This window comes from Pseudomonas sp. R4-84, assembly GCF_054130985.1.
Map to the genome: position 1 here is coordinate 495,999 of NZ_CP096390.1, position 18,575 is coordinate 514,573.

The 18,575-nt window shown below is 61.4% G+C and carries 16 protein-coding genes; 10 read left to right on the plus strand and 6 right to left on the minus strand.

The window, feature by feature from the left end; all coding sequences use genetic code 11:
• Positions 1 to 61: 61 nt before the first annotated feature.
• On the plus strand, positions 62 to 508 hold the full coding sequence (locus M1D68_RS02255) for a response regulator (RefSeq protein WP_060740319.1): 447 nt from the start codon (positions 62 to 64) through the stop codon (positions 506 to 508).
• A gap of 219 nt (positions 509 to 727) precedes the next feature.
• On the opposite strand, the gene M1D68_RS02260 is transcribed toward M1D68_RS02255, so the two are convergent.
• A complete protein-coding gene (locus tag M1D68_RS02260) occupies positions 728 to 2,905 on the minus strand; it encodes a malate synthase G (RefSeq protein ID WP_457969159.1) in 2,178 nt (725 codons plus the stop codon).
• Between the two features lie 438 nt (positions 2,906 to 3,343).
• On the opposite strand from M1D68_RS02260, the gene M1D68_RS02265 reads away from it, so the two are divergent.
• A complete protein-coding gene (locus tag M1D68_RS02265) occupies positions 3,344 to 3,862 on the plus strand; it encodes a glycine cleavage system transcriptional repressor (protein WP_420764915.1) in 519 nt (172 codons plus the stop codon).
• A 217-nt stretch (positions 3,863 to 4,079) separates the two neighbouring features.
• On the opposite strand, the gene rarD is transcribed toward M1D68_RS02265, so the two are convergent.
• The 5 genes from rarD to M1D68_RS02290 form a co-directional block, all read right to left on the minus strand.
• Positions 4,080 to 4,967, minus strand: coding sequence for an EamA family transporter RarD (rarD, locus tag M1D68_RS02270; RefSeq protein ID WP_457969161.1), 888 nt, complete (start codon positions 4,965 to 4,967; stop codon positions 4,080 to 4,082).
• A gap of 121 nt (positions 4,968 to 5,088) precedes the next feature.
• Complete coding sequence (locus M1D68_RS02275; protein ID WP_420764913.1) at positions 5,089 to 6,063, minus strand: serine/threonine protein kinase; 975 nt, start codon at positions 6,061 to 6,063, stop codon at positions 5,089 to 5,091.
• A 129-nt stretch (positions 6,064 to 6,192) separates the two neighbouring features.
• Positions 6,193 to 8,094, minus strand: a complete 1,902-nt coding sequence (locus M1D68_RS02280; RefSeq protein WP_434561951.1) for a PhoX family protein — start codon at positions 8,092 to 8,094, stop codon at positions 6,193 to 6,195.
• Positions 8,095 to 8,161: 67 nt separating this feature from the next.
• Complete coding sequence (locus tag M1D68_RS02285; RefSeq protein WP_434561953.1) at positions 8,162 to 8,926, minus strand: TOBE domain-containing protein; 765 nt, start codon at positions 8,924 to 8,926, stop codon at positions 8,162 to 8,164.
• 55 nt (positions 8,927 to 8,981) lie between these two features.
• A complete protein-coding gene (locus tag M1D68_RS02290) occupies positions 8,982 to 9,722 on the minus strand; it encodes a double zinc ribbon domain-containing protein (protein ID WP_457969163.1) in 741 nt (246 codons plus the stop codon).
• Positions 9,723 to 9,813: 91 nt separating this feature from the next.
• Here M1D68_RS02290 and bioB point away from each other — a divergent pair, with 91 nt between their 5' ends.
• From bioB to M1D68_RS02330, 8 genes are all read left to right on the plus strand, one after another.
• Positions 9,814 to 10,869: a biotin synthase BioB gene (gene bioB / locus M1D68_RS02295; protein WP_457969165.1), complete on the plus strand. Its 1,056-nt coding sequence runs from the start codon at positions 9,814 to 9,816 to the stop codon at positions 10,867 to 10,869.
• A gap of 162 nt (positions 10,870 to 11,031) precedes the next feature.
• On the plus strand, positions 11,032 to 12,210 hold the full coding sequence (bioF, locus tag M1D68_RS02300; protein WP_445571228.1) for an 8-amino-7-oxononanoate synthase: 1,179 nt from the start codon (positions 11,032 to 11,034) through the stop codon (positions 12,208 to 12,210).
• On the plus strand, positions 12,203 to 12,934 hold the full coding sequence (locus M1D68_RS02305) for an alpha/beta fold hydrolase (protein WP_434561959.1): 732 nt from the start codon (positions 12,203 to 12,205) through the stop codon (positions 12,932 to 12,934). The genes bioF and M1D68_RS02305 overlap by 8 nt, the downstream gene beginning before the upstream one ends.
• Positions 12,927 to 13,739, plus strand: coding sequence for a malonyl-ACP O-methyltransferase BioC (bioC, locus tag M1D68_RS02310; RefSeq protein ID WP_434609174.1), 813 nt, complete (start codon positions 12,927 to 12,929; stop codon positions 13,737 to 13,739). The genes M1D68_RS02305 and bioC overlap by 8 nt, the downstream gene beginning before the upstream one ends.
• Positions 13,736 to 14,416: a dethiobiotin synthase gene (bioD, locus tag M1D68_RS02315; RefSeq protein WP_457969168.1), complete on the plus strand. Its 681-nt coding sequence runs from the start codon at positions 13,736 to 13,738 to the stop codon at positions 14,414 to 14,416. The genes bioC and bioD overlap by 4 nt, the downstream gene beginning before the upstream one ends.
• A 119-nt stretch (positions 14,417 to 14,535) precedes the next feature.
• The gene (locus tag M1D68_RS02320) at positions 14,536 to 14,832 is read left to right on the plus strand and encodes a pyrroloquinoline quinone biosynthesis protein PqqE (protein ID WP_420764904.1); all 297 of its coding nucleotides are present in this window, start codon (positions 14,536 to 14,538) and stop codon (positions 14,830 to 14,832) included.
• A 275-nt stretch (positions 14,833 to 15,107) separates the two neighbouring features.
• Entirely contained in the window at positions 15,108 to 16,913 is a 1,806-nt protein-coding gene (locus M1D68_RS02325) for a phenylacyl-CoA dehydrogenase (RefSeq protein ID WP_420764903.1), read from the plus strand.
• A 369-nt stretch (positions 16,914 to 17,282) separates the two neighbouring features.
• Complete coding sequence (locus tag M1D68_RS02330; RefSeq protein WP_420764902.1) at positions 17,283 to 18,572, plus strand: GGDEF domain-containing protein; 1,290 nt, start codon at positions 17,283 to 17,285, stop codon at positions 18,570 to 18,572.
• The last annotated feature ends 3 nt before the right edge of the window (positions 18,573 to 18,575 follow it).

The window sequence follows — 18,575 nt, forward strand, 5'->3', positions numbered from 1 at the left end:
GCCGCAGAACGATGTCTGACCACTGTGCCAAGGGATCGATTCAAGGAACGTAGAGAGCACCATGTCCGACCACGATATTTTGAGTGACGCCGAGCGCGAGGCGCTGAGTGCCGTCATGCTGGAACCCGACCTGCCGCCGCAGCGTGTGTTGATCGTCGACGACGACAAGGACGCCCGCGAGCTGTTGTCGGAAATCCTGGCATTGGACGGCATCCACTGCATGACCGCCGCGAGTGGCGAAACCGCACTCAAGATGCTGGAGACCAAGCCGTCCATCGGCCTTCTGATCACGGACCTTCGCATGGGCAATGTCGATGGCCTTGAACTGGTGCGCCTGGTGCGCGAGTCGGAGCGTGCGGCGCTGCCGATCATCATTGTGTCCGGCGACGCCGACGTGAAGGATGCCATCGAGGCGATGCACTTGAGCGTGGTGGATTTCCTGCTCAAGCCGATCGATACCGACAAGCTGCTGGGGCTGGTCAAGCATGAGTTGGGGATGGATCTCTAGACCGCTGTACTGGCTGGTTTTTTGTGGCGAGGGAGCTTGCTCCCGCTCGACTGCGCAGCAGTCGCAAGTCCGCAGATAAGGTTTCAAAATAGCTGTAAAGAAGGGCTGCTGCGCACCCCAGCGGGAGCAAGCGCCCTCGGCACAAAAGCAGTTAGGGATCGCAAATGAAAAAGCCCTGGTCTTTCGGCCAGGGCTTTTTCATTGCTATCTACCGCTCAATCACAGCCCATTGGCGGCCTTGAACTCGCGTCGGCGACGGTGCAGCACCGGCTCGGTGTAGCCGTTTGGTTGCCGGGTGCCTTCGATCACCAGCTCGACCGCCGCCTGGAAGGCGATGTTGCTGTCGAAGTCCGGCGCCAGGGGGCGGTACAGCGGGTCGTTGGCGTTCTGGCGGTCCACGACCGGTGCCATGCGCTTGAGGCTTTCCATCACCTGCTCTTGCGTGACGATGCCGTGGCGCAACCAGTTGGCGATGTGCTGGCTGGAAATGCGCAGCGTCGCGCGGTCTTCCATCAGGCCGATGTCATTGATGTCCGGCACCTTGGAGCAGCCGACACCCTGGTCGATCCAGCGCACCACGTAGCCAAGGATGCCCTGGGCGTTGTTGTCCAGTTCGTGTTTGATCTGCTCTGCCGTCCAGTTCGGGTTGACGGCCAGGGGGATGGTCAGGATGTCGTCCACCGAGGCGCGCGCACGCTTGGCCAGTTCGGCCTGGCGGGCGAACACGTCGACCTTGTGGTAGTGCAGCGCATGCAGCGCGGCGGCGGTCGGCGACGGAACCCAGGCGGTGTTGGCGCCGGCCATCGGGTGAGCGATCTTTTGTTCGAGCATCGCTGCCATCAGGTCCGGCATCGCCCACATGCCCTTGCCGATTTGCGCGCGGCCTTGCAAGCCGGTGCTCAAGCCGATGTCGACGTTCCAGTTTTCATAGGCGCCGATCCACTTCTCGGCCTTCATGTCGGCCTTGCGCACCATCGGGCCGGCTTCCATGGAGGTGTGGATTTCGTCGCCGGTGCGGTCCAGGAAGCCGGTGTTGATGAACACCACGCGCTCGCTGGCAGCCTTGATGCAGGCCTTGAGGTTGACCGTGGTACGGCGCTCCTCGTCCATGATGCCGACCTTGAGCGTGTTGCGCGGCAGGTTCAACACGTCTTCGACGCGGCCGAACAGTTCGTTGGTGAACGCCACTTCTTCCGGGCCGTGCATCTTCGGCTTGACGATGTACACCGAACCGGTGCGGCTGTTGCGGCGCGAGGTGTTGCCGTTGAGGCTGTGGATCGCCGCCAGGCTGGTGACCAGCCCGTCGAGGATGCCTTCCGGCACTTCGTTGCCGTCCTTGTCCAGGATCGCGTCGATGGTCATCAGGTGACCGACGTTGCGCACGAACAGCAGCGAGCGACCGTGCAGCGTCAAGCCCGAACCGTCGACGGCGGTGTAGGCGCGGTCGGGGTTCATGGTGCGGGTGAAGGTCTGGCCGCCCTTGGCGACTTGCTCGGACAGGTCGCCTTTCATCAAGCCGAGCCAGTTGCGGTAGATCACCACTTTGTCATCGGCATCGACCGCGGCAACCGAGTCTTCGCAGTCCATGATGGTGGTCAGCGCGGCTTCCATCAGGATGTCTTTGACACCGGCGGCGTCGGTTTGGCCGACGGGGGAGCTGGCGTCGATCTGTATCTCGAAGTGCAGGCCGTTGTGTTTCAGCAGCACCGCGCTCGGCGCCGACATATCGCCTTGGAAACCGATCAGTTGGGCGTCGTCGCGCAGGCCGCTGTTGGCGCCGCCCTTGAGGGCCACCACCAGCTTGCCGTCGACGATCTTGTAGGCAGTGGAATCAACATGGGAGCCGGCCGCCAGGGGGGCCGCTTCGTCGAGGAATGCGCGGGCGAAGGCGATGACCTTGTCGCCGCGCACCTTGTTGTAGCCTTTGCCTTTTTCCGCGCCATCGGCTTCGCTGATGGCGTCGGTGCCGTACAACGCGTCGTACAACGAACCCCAGCGGGCGTTCGAGGCGTTGAGGGCGAAGCGGGCGTTCATCACCGGCACTACCAGTTGTGGGCCGGCCATGCGGGCGATTTCGTCATCGACGTTTTGAGTCGTGGCTTGGAAATCCGCCGCTTCTGGCAGCAGGTATCCAATGTCTTGCAGGAAGGCTTTGTAAGCCACGGCGTCGTGGGCCTGGCCGGCACGGGCCTGGTGCCAGGCGTCGATCCGTGCCTGGAAGTCGTCGCGTTTGGCGAGTAGGGCTTTGTTCTTCGGAGCCAGGTCATGGATGACCTTGTCGGCGCCGGCCCAGAATGCGTCGGCGGTGAGGCCGGTTCCGGGAATGGCTTCGTTATTAACGAAGTCGAACAGGACTTTGGCGACCTGCAGGCCACCGACTTGAACGTGTTCAGTCATTGCTTGCCTCACTCTGCTCAGCTATTTCGCTTTTCAGCTCTTCGATTTTGACAATGAAGCCTCGGGACATTTAAACCACAAACCCCTGAACCAGTACATGCCATCGCTGGCGGCTGGGTTGTTAAGCCTTGCTGGACGGGGCTTTCAGGGGTGCGACTGGCCTTAAGCAGACATCGGTACAACAGGATTTCCGCGATTATGTAGTGCTCGCTGCGGAATACTACATGATCATTTGCGCTTGTGAAAATTAGACTAATTGCGTCGTTCTGCGACCGACTAAAGCAGTACAGTCATTGCGCGGCATGGGATGTTCTCAAAAAACAGATAGATTGTTCCAGATAAATCTCAATAACTGTACACATTAACGAAAAATGCCCCGACCGCGCTGTGGGCAGGCCTTGCCTATACTGTCTTCTCCATCCATAACAGGGCTGCGCCATGGACCATCTCGTCATTACTGTTTTCGCCCCGGACAAACCAGGGCAGGTCGAGCGAATCGCCCAATGCATCGCCGAACATGGCGGAAACTGGCTGGACAGCCGCATGTCCCACCTCGCCGGGCAGTTTGCCGGAATCCTGCGTCTCAGTGCCCCGGCCGAGTCCCATGAAGAATTGATCGAAGCCTTGCAAGGCCTGTCGGCCCATGGCATTCGCGTGCTGATCGCCGAGAACGCGATCGAAGAATCCTGCACCTGGAAACCTATCGCGATGGAATTGGTGGGCAATGACCGTCCGGGTATCGTGCGCGACATCACTCGTCTGCTGAGCGAGCAGGGCGTGAACGTCGAGCGCTTGATCACCCAGGTGCGACCGGCACCGATGAGCAGCGAGTTGCTGTTCCATGCCGAGGCGATCCTTGGGGTGCCGTTGACCTTGTCGCTGGACACGCTGCAGGCATGCCTGGAAACCCTGGCCGATGAATTGATGGTTGAGTTGAAATTCAGCGACGAAACCTGACAGGTGTTATCCAAGGAAAAACTGCGCCTGCCTGTGGATAACCTGTAGAGACCTGGCGCCAGCCCAGGCCCGTCGGGCCTCAGCCAGCGATGATCAAAAAATCACCAGTTTTCAAGGGGTTGTGCACAAACGGCGGGGATCACGTTGTGGATAACCTTTGGAAGGAAAAGCGCAGGCCACGCAAAACGTGGCCTGTAGAGGTGTGTGCGTTTTTTGATCAGTTGCGACGGCGCATGCCGATCACGGCATCGATGCTGTACACGGCCAAACCGGCCCAGATGAACAGGAACGCCATCAGCGTGCTGGAGGACAGGTGCTCGTCGAACAGCAGCACTGCGAGCAGCAGCACGAGGGTTGGGGCGATGTATTGCAGGAAACCCAGCGTGGTATAGGGCAGGTGTCGCGCCGCCGCGTTGAAGCACACCAATGGCACGAGCGTCACGGGGCCGGCCGCCACCAGCCACCACGCTTCGGACGTGGTCCAGAACGCGGCCTGGGCACTGATGGCAGTCGGGTTGAACAGCAGCCACGCGATGGCGATCGGCACCAGCATCCATGTTTCCACTACCAGCCCGGGCAAAGCCTTCACTGGTGCTTGCTTACGGATCAAGCCGTAGAAGCCAAAAGTCAGCGCCAGCACCAGCGATACCCACGGCAGGCTGCCCACCTGCCAAACCTGCTGGGCCACGCCAACCGCCGCCAGCCCTACGGCCACCCACTGCATGCGCCGCAGCCGCTCACCCAGGATCAACATGCCCAGCAATACATTGACCAGCGGATTGATGTAGTAGCCCAGGCTGGCTTCGAGCATTCGACCATTATTCACAGCCCAGACATAGGTCAGCCAATTGGCCGCGATGAGCGTGCCGCTCAGGGCCAGAATAGCCAGGCGACGCGGATTGTCCCGCAACTCGCGCCACCAGCCAGGGTGTTTCCAGACCATCAGCAACGCCCCGCCGAACAAGGCCGACCAGAGTACTCGGTGGATGATGATTTCCACCGATGGGACGCTGGCGATGGCTTTGAAATAAATCGGGAACAGACCCCAGATGATGTAGGCGCTCAGGCCCAGGATGTACCCGCGACGCGGGTTGGCGGCTTGCATGCAGAATCCTTGCTTAGGCAGCTAACAAAAAATTGATTGTAAGGAGATTTGTCTGTTTGTGCAGCGAACCTTTCATTGCCGATCCCACAGGGATTTTCAGTGGCTTTGGAACCCAGCCCAATCAGAACAACTTCAGCGGCTCTTCATTGAGCGCCGCCAATTGCTCGCGCAATGCCAACACCTGGTCGCCCCAATAACGCTCACTGCCAAACCACGGGAAGCTTCGCGGAAACGCCGGATCATCCCAGCGGCGGGCCAGCCAGGCGCTGTAGTGCATCAGGCGCAGGGCACGCAGGGGTTCGATCAGTGCCAGTTCGCGCGGGTCGAAGTCATGGAATTCCTGATAGCCGTCCATTAATTCCGATAGCTGGCCCAGGCACTCCTGGCGATCCCCGGCGAGCATCATCCATAGATCCTGCACGGCCGGGCCCATGCGACAGTCGTCCAGGTCGACGATGTGGAACACCTCGTCGCGGCACATCATGTTGCCGGGATGGCAATCGCCATGCATGCGGATGTTCTGATGGGGCGTGGCGGCGTAGACCTCTTCGACACGCTTGAGCAGATCCCTGGCCACCGACTCGTAGGCGGGTAGCAGGCTCGTGGGGACGAAACCACTTTGCAGTACCGTCTCCAGCGAGTCATGGCCGAAGTTCTTCACGCCCAGCGCTTCACGGTGCTCGAACGGGCGGGTGGCTCCGATCGCATGCAAGCGCCCGAGCAGTTGGCCCAGGCGATAGAGCTGATCGAGATTGCCCGGCTCCGGCGCTCGTCCACCTCGACGGGGAAACAGGGTGAAACGAAACCCTGCGTGCTCATGCAGGCTGGCGCCGTTGTGAATCAGCGGTGCCACCACCGGCACTTCGTGATCAGCCAGTTCGAAGGTGAAGCGGTGCTCTTCCAGGATGGCTTCGTTGGTCCAGCGCTGCGGACGATAAAACTTGGCGATCAGCGGTTCTGCATCTTCGATGCCCACTTGATAAACGCGGTTTTCGTAGCTGTTGAGGGCCAGCACCCGGGCATCACTGAGAAAGCCGATGCTTTCGACGGCATCCAGGACCAGGTCGGGCGTGAGGGTTTCGAACGGATGGGACATGCTGACTCCTGCGCAGCGGCAGGGCTGCCGCGTCCGGCCCAGCATGGTAGCGCAAAGCGGTCATGATGGGTCGGTAGGCATTGGGTCGCTCTTCGTGGCGAGGAAGCAAGCTCCCCCGCCACGAAAGTGTCAGGCGCCGATGACGCCGCCGTCTTCGCGGGTAATCACCATCACCGAAGAGCGTGGCTTGCCGTTGGGCAGATGCTCGGGGAACGTCGAGCCACCGTTTTCGCCTGGATGCTGGATGCCGACGAATATGGCCTTGTAGTCCGGGGCGAAACTAATCCCGGTGACTTCACAGCCCACCGGTCCGACCATGAAGCGGCGAATCTCACCGCTGTTGGGGTCGGCGCACAGCATCTGGTTGTTGCCCATTCCCGCAAAGTCCCCCGTGTTGCTGGAGTCGCCGTCGGTCTGGATCCACAGCCGCCCGCTCTTGTCGAAACCCAGGCCGTCAGGGCTGTTGAACATGTTTTGCGCGTTGACGTTGGACGAGCCGGCCTTGGGCGTGCCGGCGTGTACCGTCGGGTTGCCGGCGACCACGAACAGGTCCCAGTCGAAGGTGTTGGCGGCGTGATCGTCGCGGTCGGTGCGCCAGCGCAGGATCTGCCCGTAGACGTTTTTCGCCCGGGGGTTGGGCCCGTCCACCGGCTGGCCGTCTTCGCCGCGCTTGGCGTTGTTGGTCAAGGTGCAATAGACCTGGCCGTCCTTGGGGCTTACCACGATCCACTCTGGGCGGTCCATGCGAGTGGCGCCAACGACGCTGGCGGCCAGTCGCGCATGGATCAGGACTTCGGCCTGGTCATTGAAGCCTTTTGCCGCGTCGAGGCCATTTTTGCCATGGGTCAGCTCGATCCACTGGCCTTTGCCTTTGGGATGGTCCGGATTGCCGTCGCCTGCGTCGAAGCGCGCCACGTACAAGGTGCCGTGGTCGAGCAGGTCGCGGTTGGCCTTGGCATTGCGGTGATCTATACGATCACGGCTAACGAATTTGTAGATGAATTCGCCACGCTCGTCGTCGCCCATGTACACCACCGCGCGACCGTCATCGGTCTGCGCCAGGGCGGCGTTTTCGTGTTTGAAGCGACCCAGGGCGGTGCGTTTCACCGGGGTGGATTTTGGATCGAACGGATCGATTTCCACCACCCAGCCGTGGCGATTGAGTTCGTTGGGGTTCTTCGCCAGATCGAAGCGAGGGTCGTGCAGGTGCCAGTTGATTTCGCGGCTGGTGACGGTAGCGCCGTAGCGCTTTTGACCGTCATCGAATTTCAGGTCGGGCTGGCTGCTGCCGAAGCAGTCGGTGAAGTTTTCTTCGCAGGTCAGGTAAGTGCCCCATGGCGTCATGCCGTTGGCGCAGTTCTGGAAGGTCCCCAGCACATTCTTGCCGCTCTTGTCGGCGAGGGTTTTCACCCAGTCGTGACCGGCAGCCGGGCCGCTCAGGCGAATCGGCGTGTTGCCATGAATCCTGCGGTTGTAGCGCGAGTCCTGGACGAACTGCCATTGGCCTTGACGACGCTCGATCTCGATCACCGACACGCCTTCGCTGGCCTGGGCCTTGTGCACTTCTTCGGCCGACTGCGGTTGGCCGCCGTGGGGGAAGAGGTAGCGGTAGTTGGTGTACTCATTGTTGATCGCCATCAGCGCCCGGTTTTCGTCGCCAGGGAACGGGAACAGGCTCATGCCGTCGTTGTTGTCGCCAAACTGCACTTCCTGGGCGCGGGCGGTGCCGTTGCCGCTGGGGTCGAAAGCCGGGGCGTTTTTCTGTAGCGGCTGGCCCCAACTGATCAACACCGAGGCCTTGTAGCCTGGTGGGAGGGTAATGGTGTCGGTCGTCGCGGCGGCAATGCTGTCGAAGCCCAGCATGCTTTTGTTGCCTTCGCTCACGGCGGCGGCCATGACGCTGCGGCTCAGCAGGTTGCCGCCCAGGAACATCGCCGCGCCGCACAGGGCACCCGCGCCGATGAAACGTCGACGGCTCAGGCCGACGATCTTTTCCAGATCGGTGGATTGGTTTTCTTCTAATAGGCTCATCGTCGGGCTCCCTGCTGGTTTTGGCAGCCACCTTAAAGCGGGTCGATGACGATTTTGTTGCAGCGCTTTATAGGGGCGTGCCCAGCAGTACATTTGTCGAAGAAAACCGCACCTGCACCGGCGAATCGCAGGTCAGGTTGCGTTCGCCCAATTGAGACGGGGCGGCGAGGGCGCAAAGGGTCTGGCCGTTGGGCAGACCGATACGCACTTCGCTGGGGCCGTCTTCGGCGATGGCGATGTGTTCGATGATGCCGTGGAGCGTATTGGTCGACGGATCCTCCGGCTGATCGGAGGGGTACAGTTCCAGCCAGCCGGCCTTGATCAGCGCGACGACTTCGGTGCCGGTCTCCAGCTCCAACCGCTGCGTACTGTCATGAGTGATCTGCGCTTCGATGACCAGCCCGCGGGCCAGTTCAAGGCGAACACGATCGTTGTGGCCCTGGGCGGTGATATCGAGGACCTTGCCATGCAATTGGTTTCGGGCGCTGGTGCGCAGCATCAGGCGACCGAGCAAGCCCAGGTCGCCTGCGTCCTCGCTCGCTTCCAGAAGCTGGGCCTGCAAGGTTTGCAGGCGCTGGTAAAGACGCAGCACGCGCTGGCCTTCCTCCGACAGCTTTGCACCGCCTCCGCCCTTGCCACCTACGCTGCGCTCGACCAGTGGCCGGTCGGCCAGGTTATTCAACTCATCGATCGCGTCCCATGCCGCTTTGTAGCTCAGCCCGGCGCTCTTGGCCGCTCGAGTGATCGAGCCCTGCTCGGCGATGTGCTGCAACAGCGCGATGCGTTGTGGTCGGCGGACGATGTGTTGGGTCAGGAGCGTAGGCAATGACATGACGGAAACTGCGCGGGAATCGAAGCAAGGACGTTGGCGCCTCGGCGCCCGCGCGTCAAGCCGGGTCGCCGGGTTTCGGCGTGCGAGCCAGGCAATACACATCGACCCGGGCGGCGCCGGCTTCGAGTAGCAGATGCGCAAGCGTCTGGGCCGTCGCGCCTGTGGTGAGCACATCGTCCACCAGCGCCAGGTGACGGTTTGCCAAAGTGGCGTCGGGCGTCAGGGCGAAGGCATGGCGCAGGTTTCGACGTCTTGCCGGGGCGTCGAGGGCTTGTTGTGCAGGCGTGTCCTGGATGCGCTGCAACAGGTTTTCTTCGCAAGGGATGTGCAGCGGCCCGCTGAGCCAGCGGGCCAGCAATGTCGCCTGGTTGAACCCGCGTTGGCGCAGTCGACGAGCCGCCAGCGGTACCGGCACCAGCGCATCGGGTCGCTCCAGCCCTTCATCGAAATGATGTTGGACCGACTGCGCCAACAGTTCGCCCAGCAAACGGCCAAGCGGCCACTGGGCCTGATGCTTGAAGCGGGTGACCAGCGTGTCCACGGGAAAGTCATAGACCCATGGCGCCACGACCCGTTCGAAGGCCGGCGGTCGCGTGGCGCATTGTCCACAGCGGAGCCCGGCCATCGGCAGCGGAAGCGCACAGACGCTGCATTGATCGCCGAGCCAGGGCAACTCGCTTTCGCACGGCGTGCAGATGGGTTGCGGTGTGTCGGTGGATTCGCCGCACAGCAGACAGGTCTGTTTGTTTTTTAACCAGATGTAAACCGGTGTTGTGTGTCGTGGTTGACAGCGCATGACTCTTCCTTAAATATGCCGAACATCCGTGTCGCGCCTGTGGGTATTCGATTTCCCCGGGCGCCAGCCAAGCATAATCAAGGAAATGCCCATGAGCGCCAGCACCACTGCCAACCTGCGTCATGACTGGTCTTTGGCCGAAGTCAAAGCACTCTTTGTCCAGCCATTCAATGATCTGTTGTTCCAGGCGCAGACCGTGCACCGCGCGCACTTCGACGCCAACCGCGTCCAGGTTTCCACGCTGCTGTCGATCAAAACCGGCGCTTGCCCGGAAGATTGCAAATATTGTCCGCAGTCCGGCCACTACAACACCGGGCTGGAAAAAGAGAAATTGCTCGAAGTGCAGAAGGTCCTCGAAGAGGCGGCGCGCGCCAAGGCCATCGGTTCGACCCGATTCTGCATGGGCGCGGCGTGGAAGCATCCGTCGGCCAAGGACATGCCTTACGTGCTGGAGATGGTCAAGGGCGTGAAGGCCATGGGGCTGGAAACCTGCATGACCCTCGGACGGCTCGACCAGGAGCAGACCGAAGCGCTGGCCCAGGCTGGCCTGGATTACTACAACCACAACCTGGACACCTCGCCTGAGTTCTACGGCAGCATCATCACCACCCGCACCTACAGCGAGCGCCTGCAGACCCTGGCCTATGTACGGGATTCGGGGATGAAAATCTGCTCCGGCGGCATCCTGGGCATGGGCGAATCCCTGGACGACCGTGCCAACCTGCTGATCCAACTGGCAAACCTGCCGGAGCACCCGGAATCGGTGCCGATCAACATGCTGGTCAAGGTTGCCGGTACGCCGCTGGAGAATGCCGAAGACATCGATCCGTTCGATTTCATCCGCATGCTCGCCGTGGCGCGGATCATGATGCCCCAATCCCATGTACGTCTTTCCGCCGGCCGTGAAGCGATGAACGAGCAAATGCAGGCCCTGGCATTTTTTGCCGGCGCCAACTCGATTTTCTATGGCGACAAGCTGTTGACGACCGCCAACCCGCAAGCCGATAAGGATATGCAGTTGTTCGCACGCCTGGGCATCCAACCCGAAGCCCGCGAAGAACACGCTGACGAAGTGCACCAGGCGGCCATTGAACAGGCATTGGTGGAGCAGAAGAGCAGCGAGCAGTTTTATAACGCCGCTGTTTGATCGCTCGGCAATTCCCCTGATTGGAAGCAGGACACTGTGGGAGCGAGCCTGCTCGCGATAGCGATGCAACATTCAACATTCATGTCGACTGGTACACCGCAATCGCGAGCAGGCTCGCTACCAAAAAGGTCCTGGGCCAATCCATAGACAGTTGAGGCCTGCATGCCCTTCGATCTCGCCGCACGCCTGGCTGCCCGTCGTGCCGAAAATCTATATCGCCAGCGACCGCTGCTCGAGAGCCCCCAGGGTCCGGAAGTCGTAGTGGACGGCCAGCCGTTGTTGGCGTTCTGCAACAACGACTACCTGGGCCTGGCCAATCACCCGCAAGTGATCGAGGCCTGGCGCGACGGCGCGGCGCGCTGGGGCGTCGGCGGTGGAGCGTCCCACCTGGTGGTCGGCCACAGCGCGCCTCACCACGCCTTGGAAGAAGCCCTGGCCGAGCTGACCGGCCGGCCGCGGGCGTTGCTGTTCACCACCGGCTACATGGCCAACCTTGGCGCGGTCACTGCCTTGGTGGGGCAGGGCGATACCGTGCTGGAGGATCGCCTCAACCACGCCTCGTTGCTTGATGCCGGGCTGTTATCCGGCGCGCGCTTCAATCGTTATCTGCACAACGATGCCCGAAGCCTGGCCCAGCGTTTGGAGAAAGCCATTGGCAACACGCTGGTGGTGACCGATGGTGTTTTCAGCATGGACGGGGATGTCGCGGATTTGCCGGCGCTCGCCCGCGAAGCCAAGGCCAAGGGCGCCTGGCTGATGGTCGATGACGCCCACGGCTTCGGCACGCTGGGCGTTACCGGCGGCGGTGTCGTCGAACATTTCGGCATGTGCCAGGAAGACGTGCCCGTGCTGGTCGGCACGCTGGGCAAGGCGTTTGGCACCGCCGGCGCCTTTGTGGCGGGCAGTGAGGAACTGATCGAAAGCCTGGTCCAGTTCGCCCGGCCCTACATCTACACCACCAGCCAGCCACCCGCTTTGGCCTGCGCCACGCTCCGGAGTCTTGAACTGCTGCGCAGTGAGCATTGGCGGCGAGAACATCTGAGGCAGTTGATCAGCCAGTTCCGCCAGGGGGCCGAGCAGATCGGCTTGCGCTTGATGGACAGTTTCACCCCGATCCAACCCATCCTGATCGGTGATGCGGGGCGGGCGATGGAGCTGTCCCGGATGCTGCGCGAGCGCGGGCTGATGGTCACGGCGATCCGGCCGCCCACCGTGCCGGCCGGTAGCGCCCGCCTGCGGGTCACCTTGACCGCCGCCCACAGCGAGGCCCAGGTCCAGCTATTGTTGGATGCATTGGCCGATTGTTATGCAAGGCTGGGACCGGAGCCAAACCATGCGTGATCGATTGATCTTGTTGCCAGGATGGGGCCTGGGTACTTCGCCCCTCGAACCGTTGGCCGCTGCGCTGCGAGGGCTCGATGAGCACTTGCAGGTGGAAATCGAACCCTTGCCCGCTTTGGCGTCGAGTGCGCTCGATGATTGGCTCGATGAGTTGGATGCTACGTTGCCCCAGGATGCCTGGCTGGGAGGCTGGTCCCTGGGCGGCATGTTGGCCGCGGAACTGGCCGCGCGCCGGGGCGAGCGCTGCTGCGGCTTGCTGACCTTGGCCAGTAATGTGTCTTTCGTGGCCCATGAACAATGGCCGGGGGCGATGGCCCCAGAAATATTCGATGGGTTTCTTGCCGGGTGTGTTGCCGATCCGCGCCAGACGCTCAAGCGCTTCAGTTTGCTGTGCGCCCAAGGGTGCGACGACCCACGCGGATTGTCGCGATTGCTGCTCGGCGGTGCACCGAACACCGCGCCTGACGTGTTGATGGCCGGGCTCGAATTATTGGCGCAACTCGATACCCGGGCTGCGTTGCAGGGCTTTCGCGGTCCTCAGCTGCATTTGTTTGCCGGGCTCGATGCCTTGGTGCCGGCCGAAGCGGCGGGCGAGTTGCTGGCGTTGCTGCCGGATGTCGAAATCGGCCTGATTGAACAGGCCGGCCACGGATTTCTGCTGGAGGATCCCCACGGCGTGGCGGGGGCGATCCAGGCTTTCTTGCATGAGTCCGGTGATGACTGACTTATCCGTTGTGAAGCTACCGGGTGCTTTGCCTGATAAACGTCAGGTAGCGGCCTCGTTTTCCCGGGCGGCGGCCAGTTATGACAGTGTTGCCGAGCTACAGCGCGATGTAGGCGGGCAATTGCTCGGGCGCTTGCCTTCGTCGCTCGATCCACAGCGCTGGTTGGACCTGGGCTGCGGCACGGGCTATTTCACCCGAGCGCTGGGCGCGCGGTTCGGCGAGGACGCGGGCCTGGCGCTGGATATCGCCGAGGGGATGCTCATCCATGCCCGCCCGCAGGGCGGTGCTGCGCATTTTATCGCTGGGGATGCGGAGCGTTTGCCTTTGCACTCGGCGAGCTGCGACTTGGTTTTTTCCAGCCTCGCGGTGCAGTGGTGCGATGATTTCGCCTCGGTGTTGCGCGAGGCCCATCGTGTTTTAAGGCCGGGTGGACTGTTTGCCTTTACTAGTCTGTGTGTCGGCACGTTGTACGAACTGCGCGACAGTTGGCGTCAGGTGGATGGCTTGGTACACGTCAACCGTTTCCGTGATTTCGAGACTTATCGACAGTTATGCGCAAGCAGTGGTTTGAACGTCCTAAGTCTGGAAAATCAGCCCCACGTCTTGCATTACCCGGATGTACGTAGCCTGACCCACGAATTGAAAGCATTGGGCGCCCATAATCTGAATCCCGGCCGTCCCGGTGGGTTGACGGGCAGGGCACGGATCCTGGCGCTGGTTGAAGCCTATGAACAGTTTCGCCAGGTCCAGGGCCTGCCCGCGACTTACCAGGCGGTCTACGCCGTGTTGGAGAAACCGCTATGAGCCAGGCTTATTTCATCACCGGCACCGATACCGATGTGGGCAAGACCACCGTGGCGGCGGGTCTGCTGCACGCGGCGCGCCAGGCCGGCATGAGCACGGCCGCCGGAAAACCGGTGGCTTCCGGTTGCGACGTGACGCCCAAAGGGCTGCGCAACGCCGATGCCTTGGCCTTGTTGGCTGAATGTTCGATGCCGTTGAGTTATGCACAGGTCAATCCGGTGGCGTTCGAACCGGCCATTGCGCCGCACCTCGCCGCCCGGGAGGCGGGCGTCGCGCTCACGGTGCAGTCGCTGCTGGGGCCGATGCGTGAAGTGCTGGCGCTGGGCGCCGATTTCACCCTGATCGAGGGCGCGGGCGGTTGGCGCGTGCCGCTGGCCGGCCAGGACAATCTTTCCGACCTGGCGATTGCGCTGGGCTTGCCCGTTATCCTGGTGGTGGGCGTGCGCCTGGGCTGCATCAGCCACGCCTTGTTGACCGCCGAAGCAATCGCCCGCGACGGCTTGCAACTGGCCGGTTGGGTGGCGAACATCATCGATCCGGCCACCTCACGCCTGGAAGAAAACCTAGCAACCCTGGCCGAGCGCCTCCCGGCGCCTTGCCTGGGCAGAGTGGCGCGCATCCAGAGCGTAACCGCCGAGGCTGTGGCCGGGCACCTGCAGATGGACCTGTTGGACTGACGACTTGCCAAGGTTTTGCCTATGACAAGGCACTGTGCCATTAGTGTTTTTGTCGGGCCTTTTGCCAAGCCTTCTGGTTCAATGCCAGTGCCGACCCTTTCAAGAAAACGAGCCCCGCCATGGAAATCTCAGGAAATACCGCGTTCTACGCCGGTCTGAGCACGATTCAGACAGGGCAGAACCGTGTCGACCAGGCTTCCAGCCAGATCGCCAACAACACGATCGAGCGTTCGGTCACCAGCCAATCCTCCGAAGTCCAGGTCGATCGCCTGCGCTCGGTGGATCGCAGCCAGCAATCGGACCTGGCCAGCAACATGGTGGACATGGCCCAAGGCAAGTTCCAGGTACAATTGGGCGTGAACGTCGCCAAGGCTTCCGACGAAATGCTCGGCACTTTGATCGACACATTTGCCTGATCCGACCCGACACGGACTTTGAAAACGCCGCGATAATCGCGGCGTTTTTGTCTCTAACTCCTTCTCCCTCAACTAATCTTTCCCTGCGCGTCCTGCGCACAATTCATAGCGATGGATTTCTCGCGTCCCGAACGCCTGCTAATCGATGACGAATGGCAAAAGATCGATGCTTGACAAGTTTTGGGCGTAAACGTATGTTTCAAACAACTGTTTGACCGCTACAACAAATCCGCGCGGTCGTTCATCCCCGGTTACATCAGCAGAGGTTTATCGCTATGCCTGACTACAAGGCCCCCTTGCGTGATATTCGCTTCGTTCGTGACGAACTGCTCGGCTACGAAGCGCATTATCAGAGCCTTCCGGCTTGCCAGGACGCAACTCCAGACATGGTTGACGCCATTCTCGAAGAAGGCGCCAAGTTTTGTGAGCAGGTGCTGGCACCGCTGAACCGCGTGGGTGACCTTGAGGGTTGCACCTGGAGCGAGTCCGGCGTGAAAACTCCGACCGGCTTCAAGGAAGCCTACAAGCAGTTCGTCGAAGGCGGCTGGCCAAGCCTGGCCCATGACGTCGAGCACGGCGGCCAAGGCCTGCCGGAGTCCCTGGGCCTGGCGGTCAGCGAGATGGTCGGTGAAGCCAACTGGTCGTGGGGCATGTACCCAGGCTTGTCCCATGGCGCGATGAACACCATTTCCGAACACGGCACGCCCGAGCAGCAAGAGGCGTACCTGACCAAGCTGGTGTCCGGCGAATGGACCGGCACCATGTGCCTGACCGAACCTCACTGCGGCACCGACCTGGGTATGCTGCGCACCAAGGCCGAACCTCAGGCCGACGGTTCCTACAAAGTGACCGGCACCAAGATTTTCATCTCGGCTGGCGAACACGACATGGCCGACAACATTGTCCACATCGTGCTGGCACGCCTGCCGGATGCACCCGCCGGCACCAAGGGCATCTCGCTGTTCATCGTTCCAAAATTCCTGCCGAACGCCGACGGCACCGTCGGCCAGCGCAACGCCGTGAGCTGTGGTTCCCTGGAACACAAGATGGGCATCCACGGCAACGCCACCTGCGTAATGAACTTCGACGCGGCCACCGGTTTCCTGATCGGCCCGGCGAACAAGGGCCTGAACTGCATGTTCACCTTCATGAACACCGCACGCCTGGGCACTGCGCTGCAAGGCCTGGCCCACGCCGAAATCGGCTTCCAGGGCGGCCTGAAATATGCCCGTGATCGCCTGCAAATGCGTTCTTTGACCGGCCCGAAAGCGCCAGACAAGGCCGCCGACCCGATCATCGTGCACCCTGACGTGCGCCGCATGCTGTTGACCATGAAGGCCTTCGCCGAAGGCAACCGGGCGATGGTGTACTTCACCGCCAAGCAGGTGGATATCGTCAAGTACGGCGTGGATGAAGAAGAGAAGAAGAAAGCCGATGCGCTGCTGGCGTTCATGACGCCGATCGCCAAGGCCTTCATGACCGAAGTCGGCTTCGAATCGGCCAACCATGGCGTGCAGATCTACGGCGGCCACGGCTTCATCGCCGAGTGGGGCATGGAGCAGAACGTTCGCGACAGCCGCATCTCGATGCTGTACGAAGGCACCACCGGCATTCAGGCGCTCGACCTGCTGGGCCGTAAAGTCCTGATGACCCAGGGCGAAGCGCTCAAGGGCTTCACCAAGATCGTCCACAAGTTCTGCCAGGGCAACGAAGGCAACGAAGCGGTCAAGGAGTTCGTCGAACCCCTGGCTGCGCTGAACAAAGAATGGGGCGAGCTGACCATGAAGGTTGGCATGGCGGCCATGAAGGATCGCGAAGAAGTCGGCGCGGCCTCGGTGGATTACCTGATGTACTCCGGTTACGCCTGCCTGGCCTATTTCTGGGCCGACATGGCGCGTCTGGCAGCGGAAAAACTCGCAGCCGGCACCACCGAAGAAGCGTTCTACACCGCCAAGCTGCAGACCGCGCGCTTCTACTTCCAGCGCATCCTGCCGCGTACCCGCACCCATGTTGCGGCCATGTTGTCGGGCGCCAACAACCTGATGGACATGAAAGAAGAAGATTTCGCGCTGGGCTACTAAGCCTTAGGCGATTCTCCACAAGCCGCTGCTTCTTCGGGAGTAGCGGCTTTTTCATGCCTGCCATAACCCCAATCAAGGCCTTCGACGAACCCGTGGCGAGGGAGCTTGCTCCCGCTGGGCTGCGAAGCGGCACCAAACCTGCCGAATGCGAGCATCAGACACACCGCACCCGCCGGTTTACGACTGCTTCGCAGCCGAGCGGGAGCAAGCTCCCTCGCCACAGGAGGGGCGCGGTGATTCTGAAACAATATTCATCCAATCCAACCCTAAGAAAACTCCCCCCCCTGCCGTTACAGCGATGGCAGTGTGACATCGGTCACACAGCGCAGGCACAATGCCATCCTTGATCAGTCGGGTCGGAGCTTACCCTTGCCGCGTTCTTCCGCTGTACGTCTCAGCCATTTCCTACCGTCACTGTTGCTGTTGTTGGCAGGGCTCGCGGCTGCCTACGTCAAGGATCTCAACGTATTCTTTACCTCCCTGTTCAATGTGCTTCCTACATTGGTATTGCTACTGGGGGGCGCGTATTGCTCCGTTTACCGGCGCCAGCGTGAACTGTTTCTGATGGTCACGGTGTACATCGCCTACTTCCTGCTGGACACCCAAACCGATTTCTACCGCGATAACGGTAAGGTGCGTGAAGACGCGGCGGTGGTGTTCCATCTCGTCTGCTTGTTGCTGCCGCTGTTGTTCGGGCTGTTTGCGGCGTGGCAGGAGCGCACCCATCTGTTCCAGGACATGGTGGCGCGGTTCGCGGTGTTGCTGGTTTTCGGCAGCGTGGCGCTGGCCCTGGAGCAAAGTTTCCCCCAGGCCTTGTTGTTGTGGCTTTCGGAGATCCGCTGGCCCGCGTTGCACGGCGCCTGGATGAGCCTGATCCAATTGTCCTACCCTATGTTCGCCGCCGCGTTCCTGCTGCTGGCCTGGCAATACTGGCGTAATCCCCGGCCGCTTCACGCGGCGCAACTGGTGGGGCTGCTGGGATTGTTCTGGATGCTGCCGAAAACCTTCATCTTGCCGTTCACCCTGAACATCATGTGCAGCCAGGTGATGCTGATGATTGCCGCCGCGGTCGCCCACGAGGCGTATCAAATGGCGTTCCGCGACGAGCTCACCGGCCTGCCGGGACGTCGTGCCTTGAATGAGCGCATGCAGCGCCTGGGGCGCAATTACGTATTGGCGATGAGCGACGTGGACCATTTCAAGAAGTTCAACGACACCCACGGCCACGACGTCGGCGATCAAGTGCTGCGCCTGGTGGCCAGCAAGCTGTCGAAAATCGGCGGGGGCGGTAGGGCTTATCGCTATGGTGGTGAGGAATTTGCGCTGGTGTTCGCCGGTAAAACCATTGATGAGTGCATGCCCCATCTGGAAGTCATCCGTCAGTCCATCGAGACCTACGCTATTCAATTGCGTAATTCCGACAGTCGCCCCCAGGACGATCAGCAAGGGCGCCAGCGTCGCTCGGGCGCTGGCGCCTCCAGCGTATCGGTAACCGTCAGCATCGGCGTGGCCGAGCGCATCGAGCAGCGTACGCCCGAAGAGGTGCTCAAATCGGCGGACCAGGCGCTGTATAACGCCAAGGGCGCGGGGCGAAACTGTGTGGTCGCCTTCGGGCAGAGTCGTCGTGGTGCGGTGCGCATGGAGGCCGCCGCGGGTTGAGTG

What these genes read in the sequence shown, in the direction of transcription:
- M1D68_RS02255 (WP_060740319.1), top strand. Translation starts at nt 62, where the DNA reads ATGTCCGACCACGATATTTTGAGTGACGCCGAGCGCGAGGCGCTGAGT.
- M1D68_RS02260 (WP_457969159.1), bottom strand. Translation starts at nt 2,905, where the DNA reads ATGACTGAACACGTTCAAGTCGGTGGCCTGCAGGTCGCCAAAGTCCTG.
- M1D68_RS02265 (WP_420764915.1), top strand. Translation starts at nt 3,344, where the DNA reads ATGGACCATCTCGTCATTACTGTTTTCGCCCCGGACAAACCAGGGCAG.
- rarD (WP_457969161.1), bottom strand. Translation starts at nt 4,967, where the DNA reads ATGCAAGCCGCCAACCCGCGTCGCGGGTACATCCTGGGCCTGAGCGCC.
- M1D68_RS02275 (WP_420764913.1), bottom strand. Translation starts at nt 6,063, where the DNA reads ATGTCCCATCCGTTCGAAACCCTCACGCCCGACCTGGTCCTGGATGCC.
- M1D68_RS02280 (WP_434561951.1), bottom strand. Translation starts at nt 8,094, where the DNA reads ATGAGCCTATTAGAAGAAAACCAATCCACCGATCTGGAAAAGATCGTC.
- M1D68_RS02285 (WP_434561953.1), bottom strand. Translation starts at nt 8,926, where the DNA reads ATGTCATTGCCTACGCTCCTGACCCAACACATCGTCCGCCGACCACAA.
- M1D68_RS02290 (WP_457969163.1), bottom strand. Translation starts at nt 9,722, where the DNA reads ATGCGCTGTCAACCACGACACACAACACCGGTTTACATCTGGTTAAAA.
- bioB (WP_457969165.1), top strand. Translation starts at nt 9,814, where the DNA reads ATGAGCGCCAGCACCACTGCCAACCTGCGTCATGACTGGTCTTTGGCC.
- bioF (WP_445571228.1), top strand. Translation starts at nt 11,032, where the DNA reads ATGCCCTTCGATCTCGCCGCACGCCTGGCTGCCCGTCGTGCCGAAAAT.
- M1D68_RS02305 (WP_434561959.1), top strand. Translation starts at nt 12,203, where the DNA reads ATGCGTGATCGATTGATCTTGTTGCCAGGATGGGGCCTGGGTACTTCG.
- bioC (WP_434609174.1), top strand. Translation starts at nt 12,927, where the DNA reads ATGACTGACTTATCCGTTGTGAAGCTACCGGGTGCTTTGCCTGATAAA.
- bioD (WP_457969168.1), top strand. Translation starts at nt 13,736, where the DNA reads ATGAGCCAGGCTTATTTCATCACCGGCACCGATACCGATGTGGGCAAG.
- M1D68_RS02320 (WP_420764904.1), top strand. Translation starts at nt 14,536, where the DNA reads ATGGAAATCTCAGGAAATACCGCGTTCTACGCCGGTCTGAGCACGATT.
- M1D68_RS02325 (WP_420764903.1), top strand. Translation starts at nt 15,108, where the DNA reads ATGCCTGACTACAAGGCCCCCTTGCGTGATATTCGCTTCGTTCGTGAC.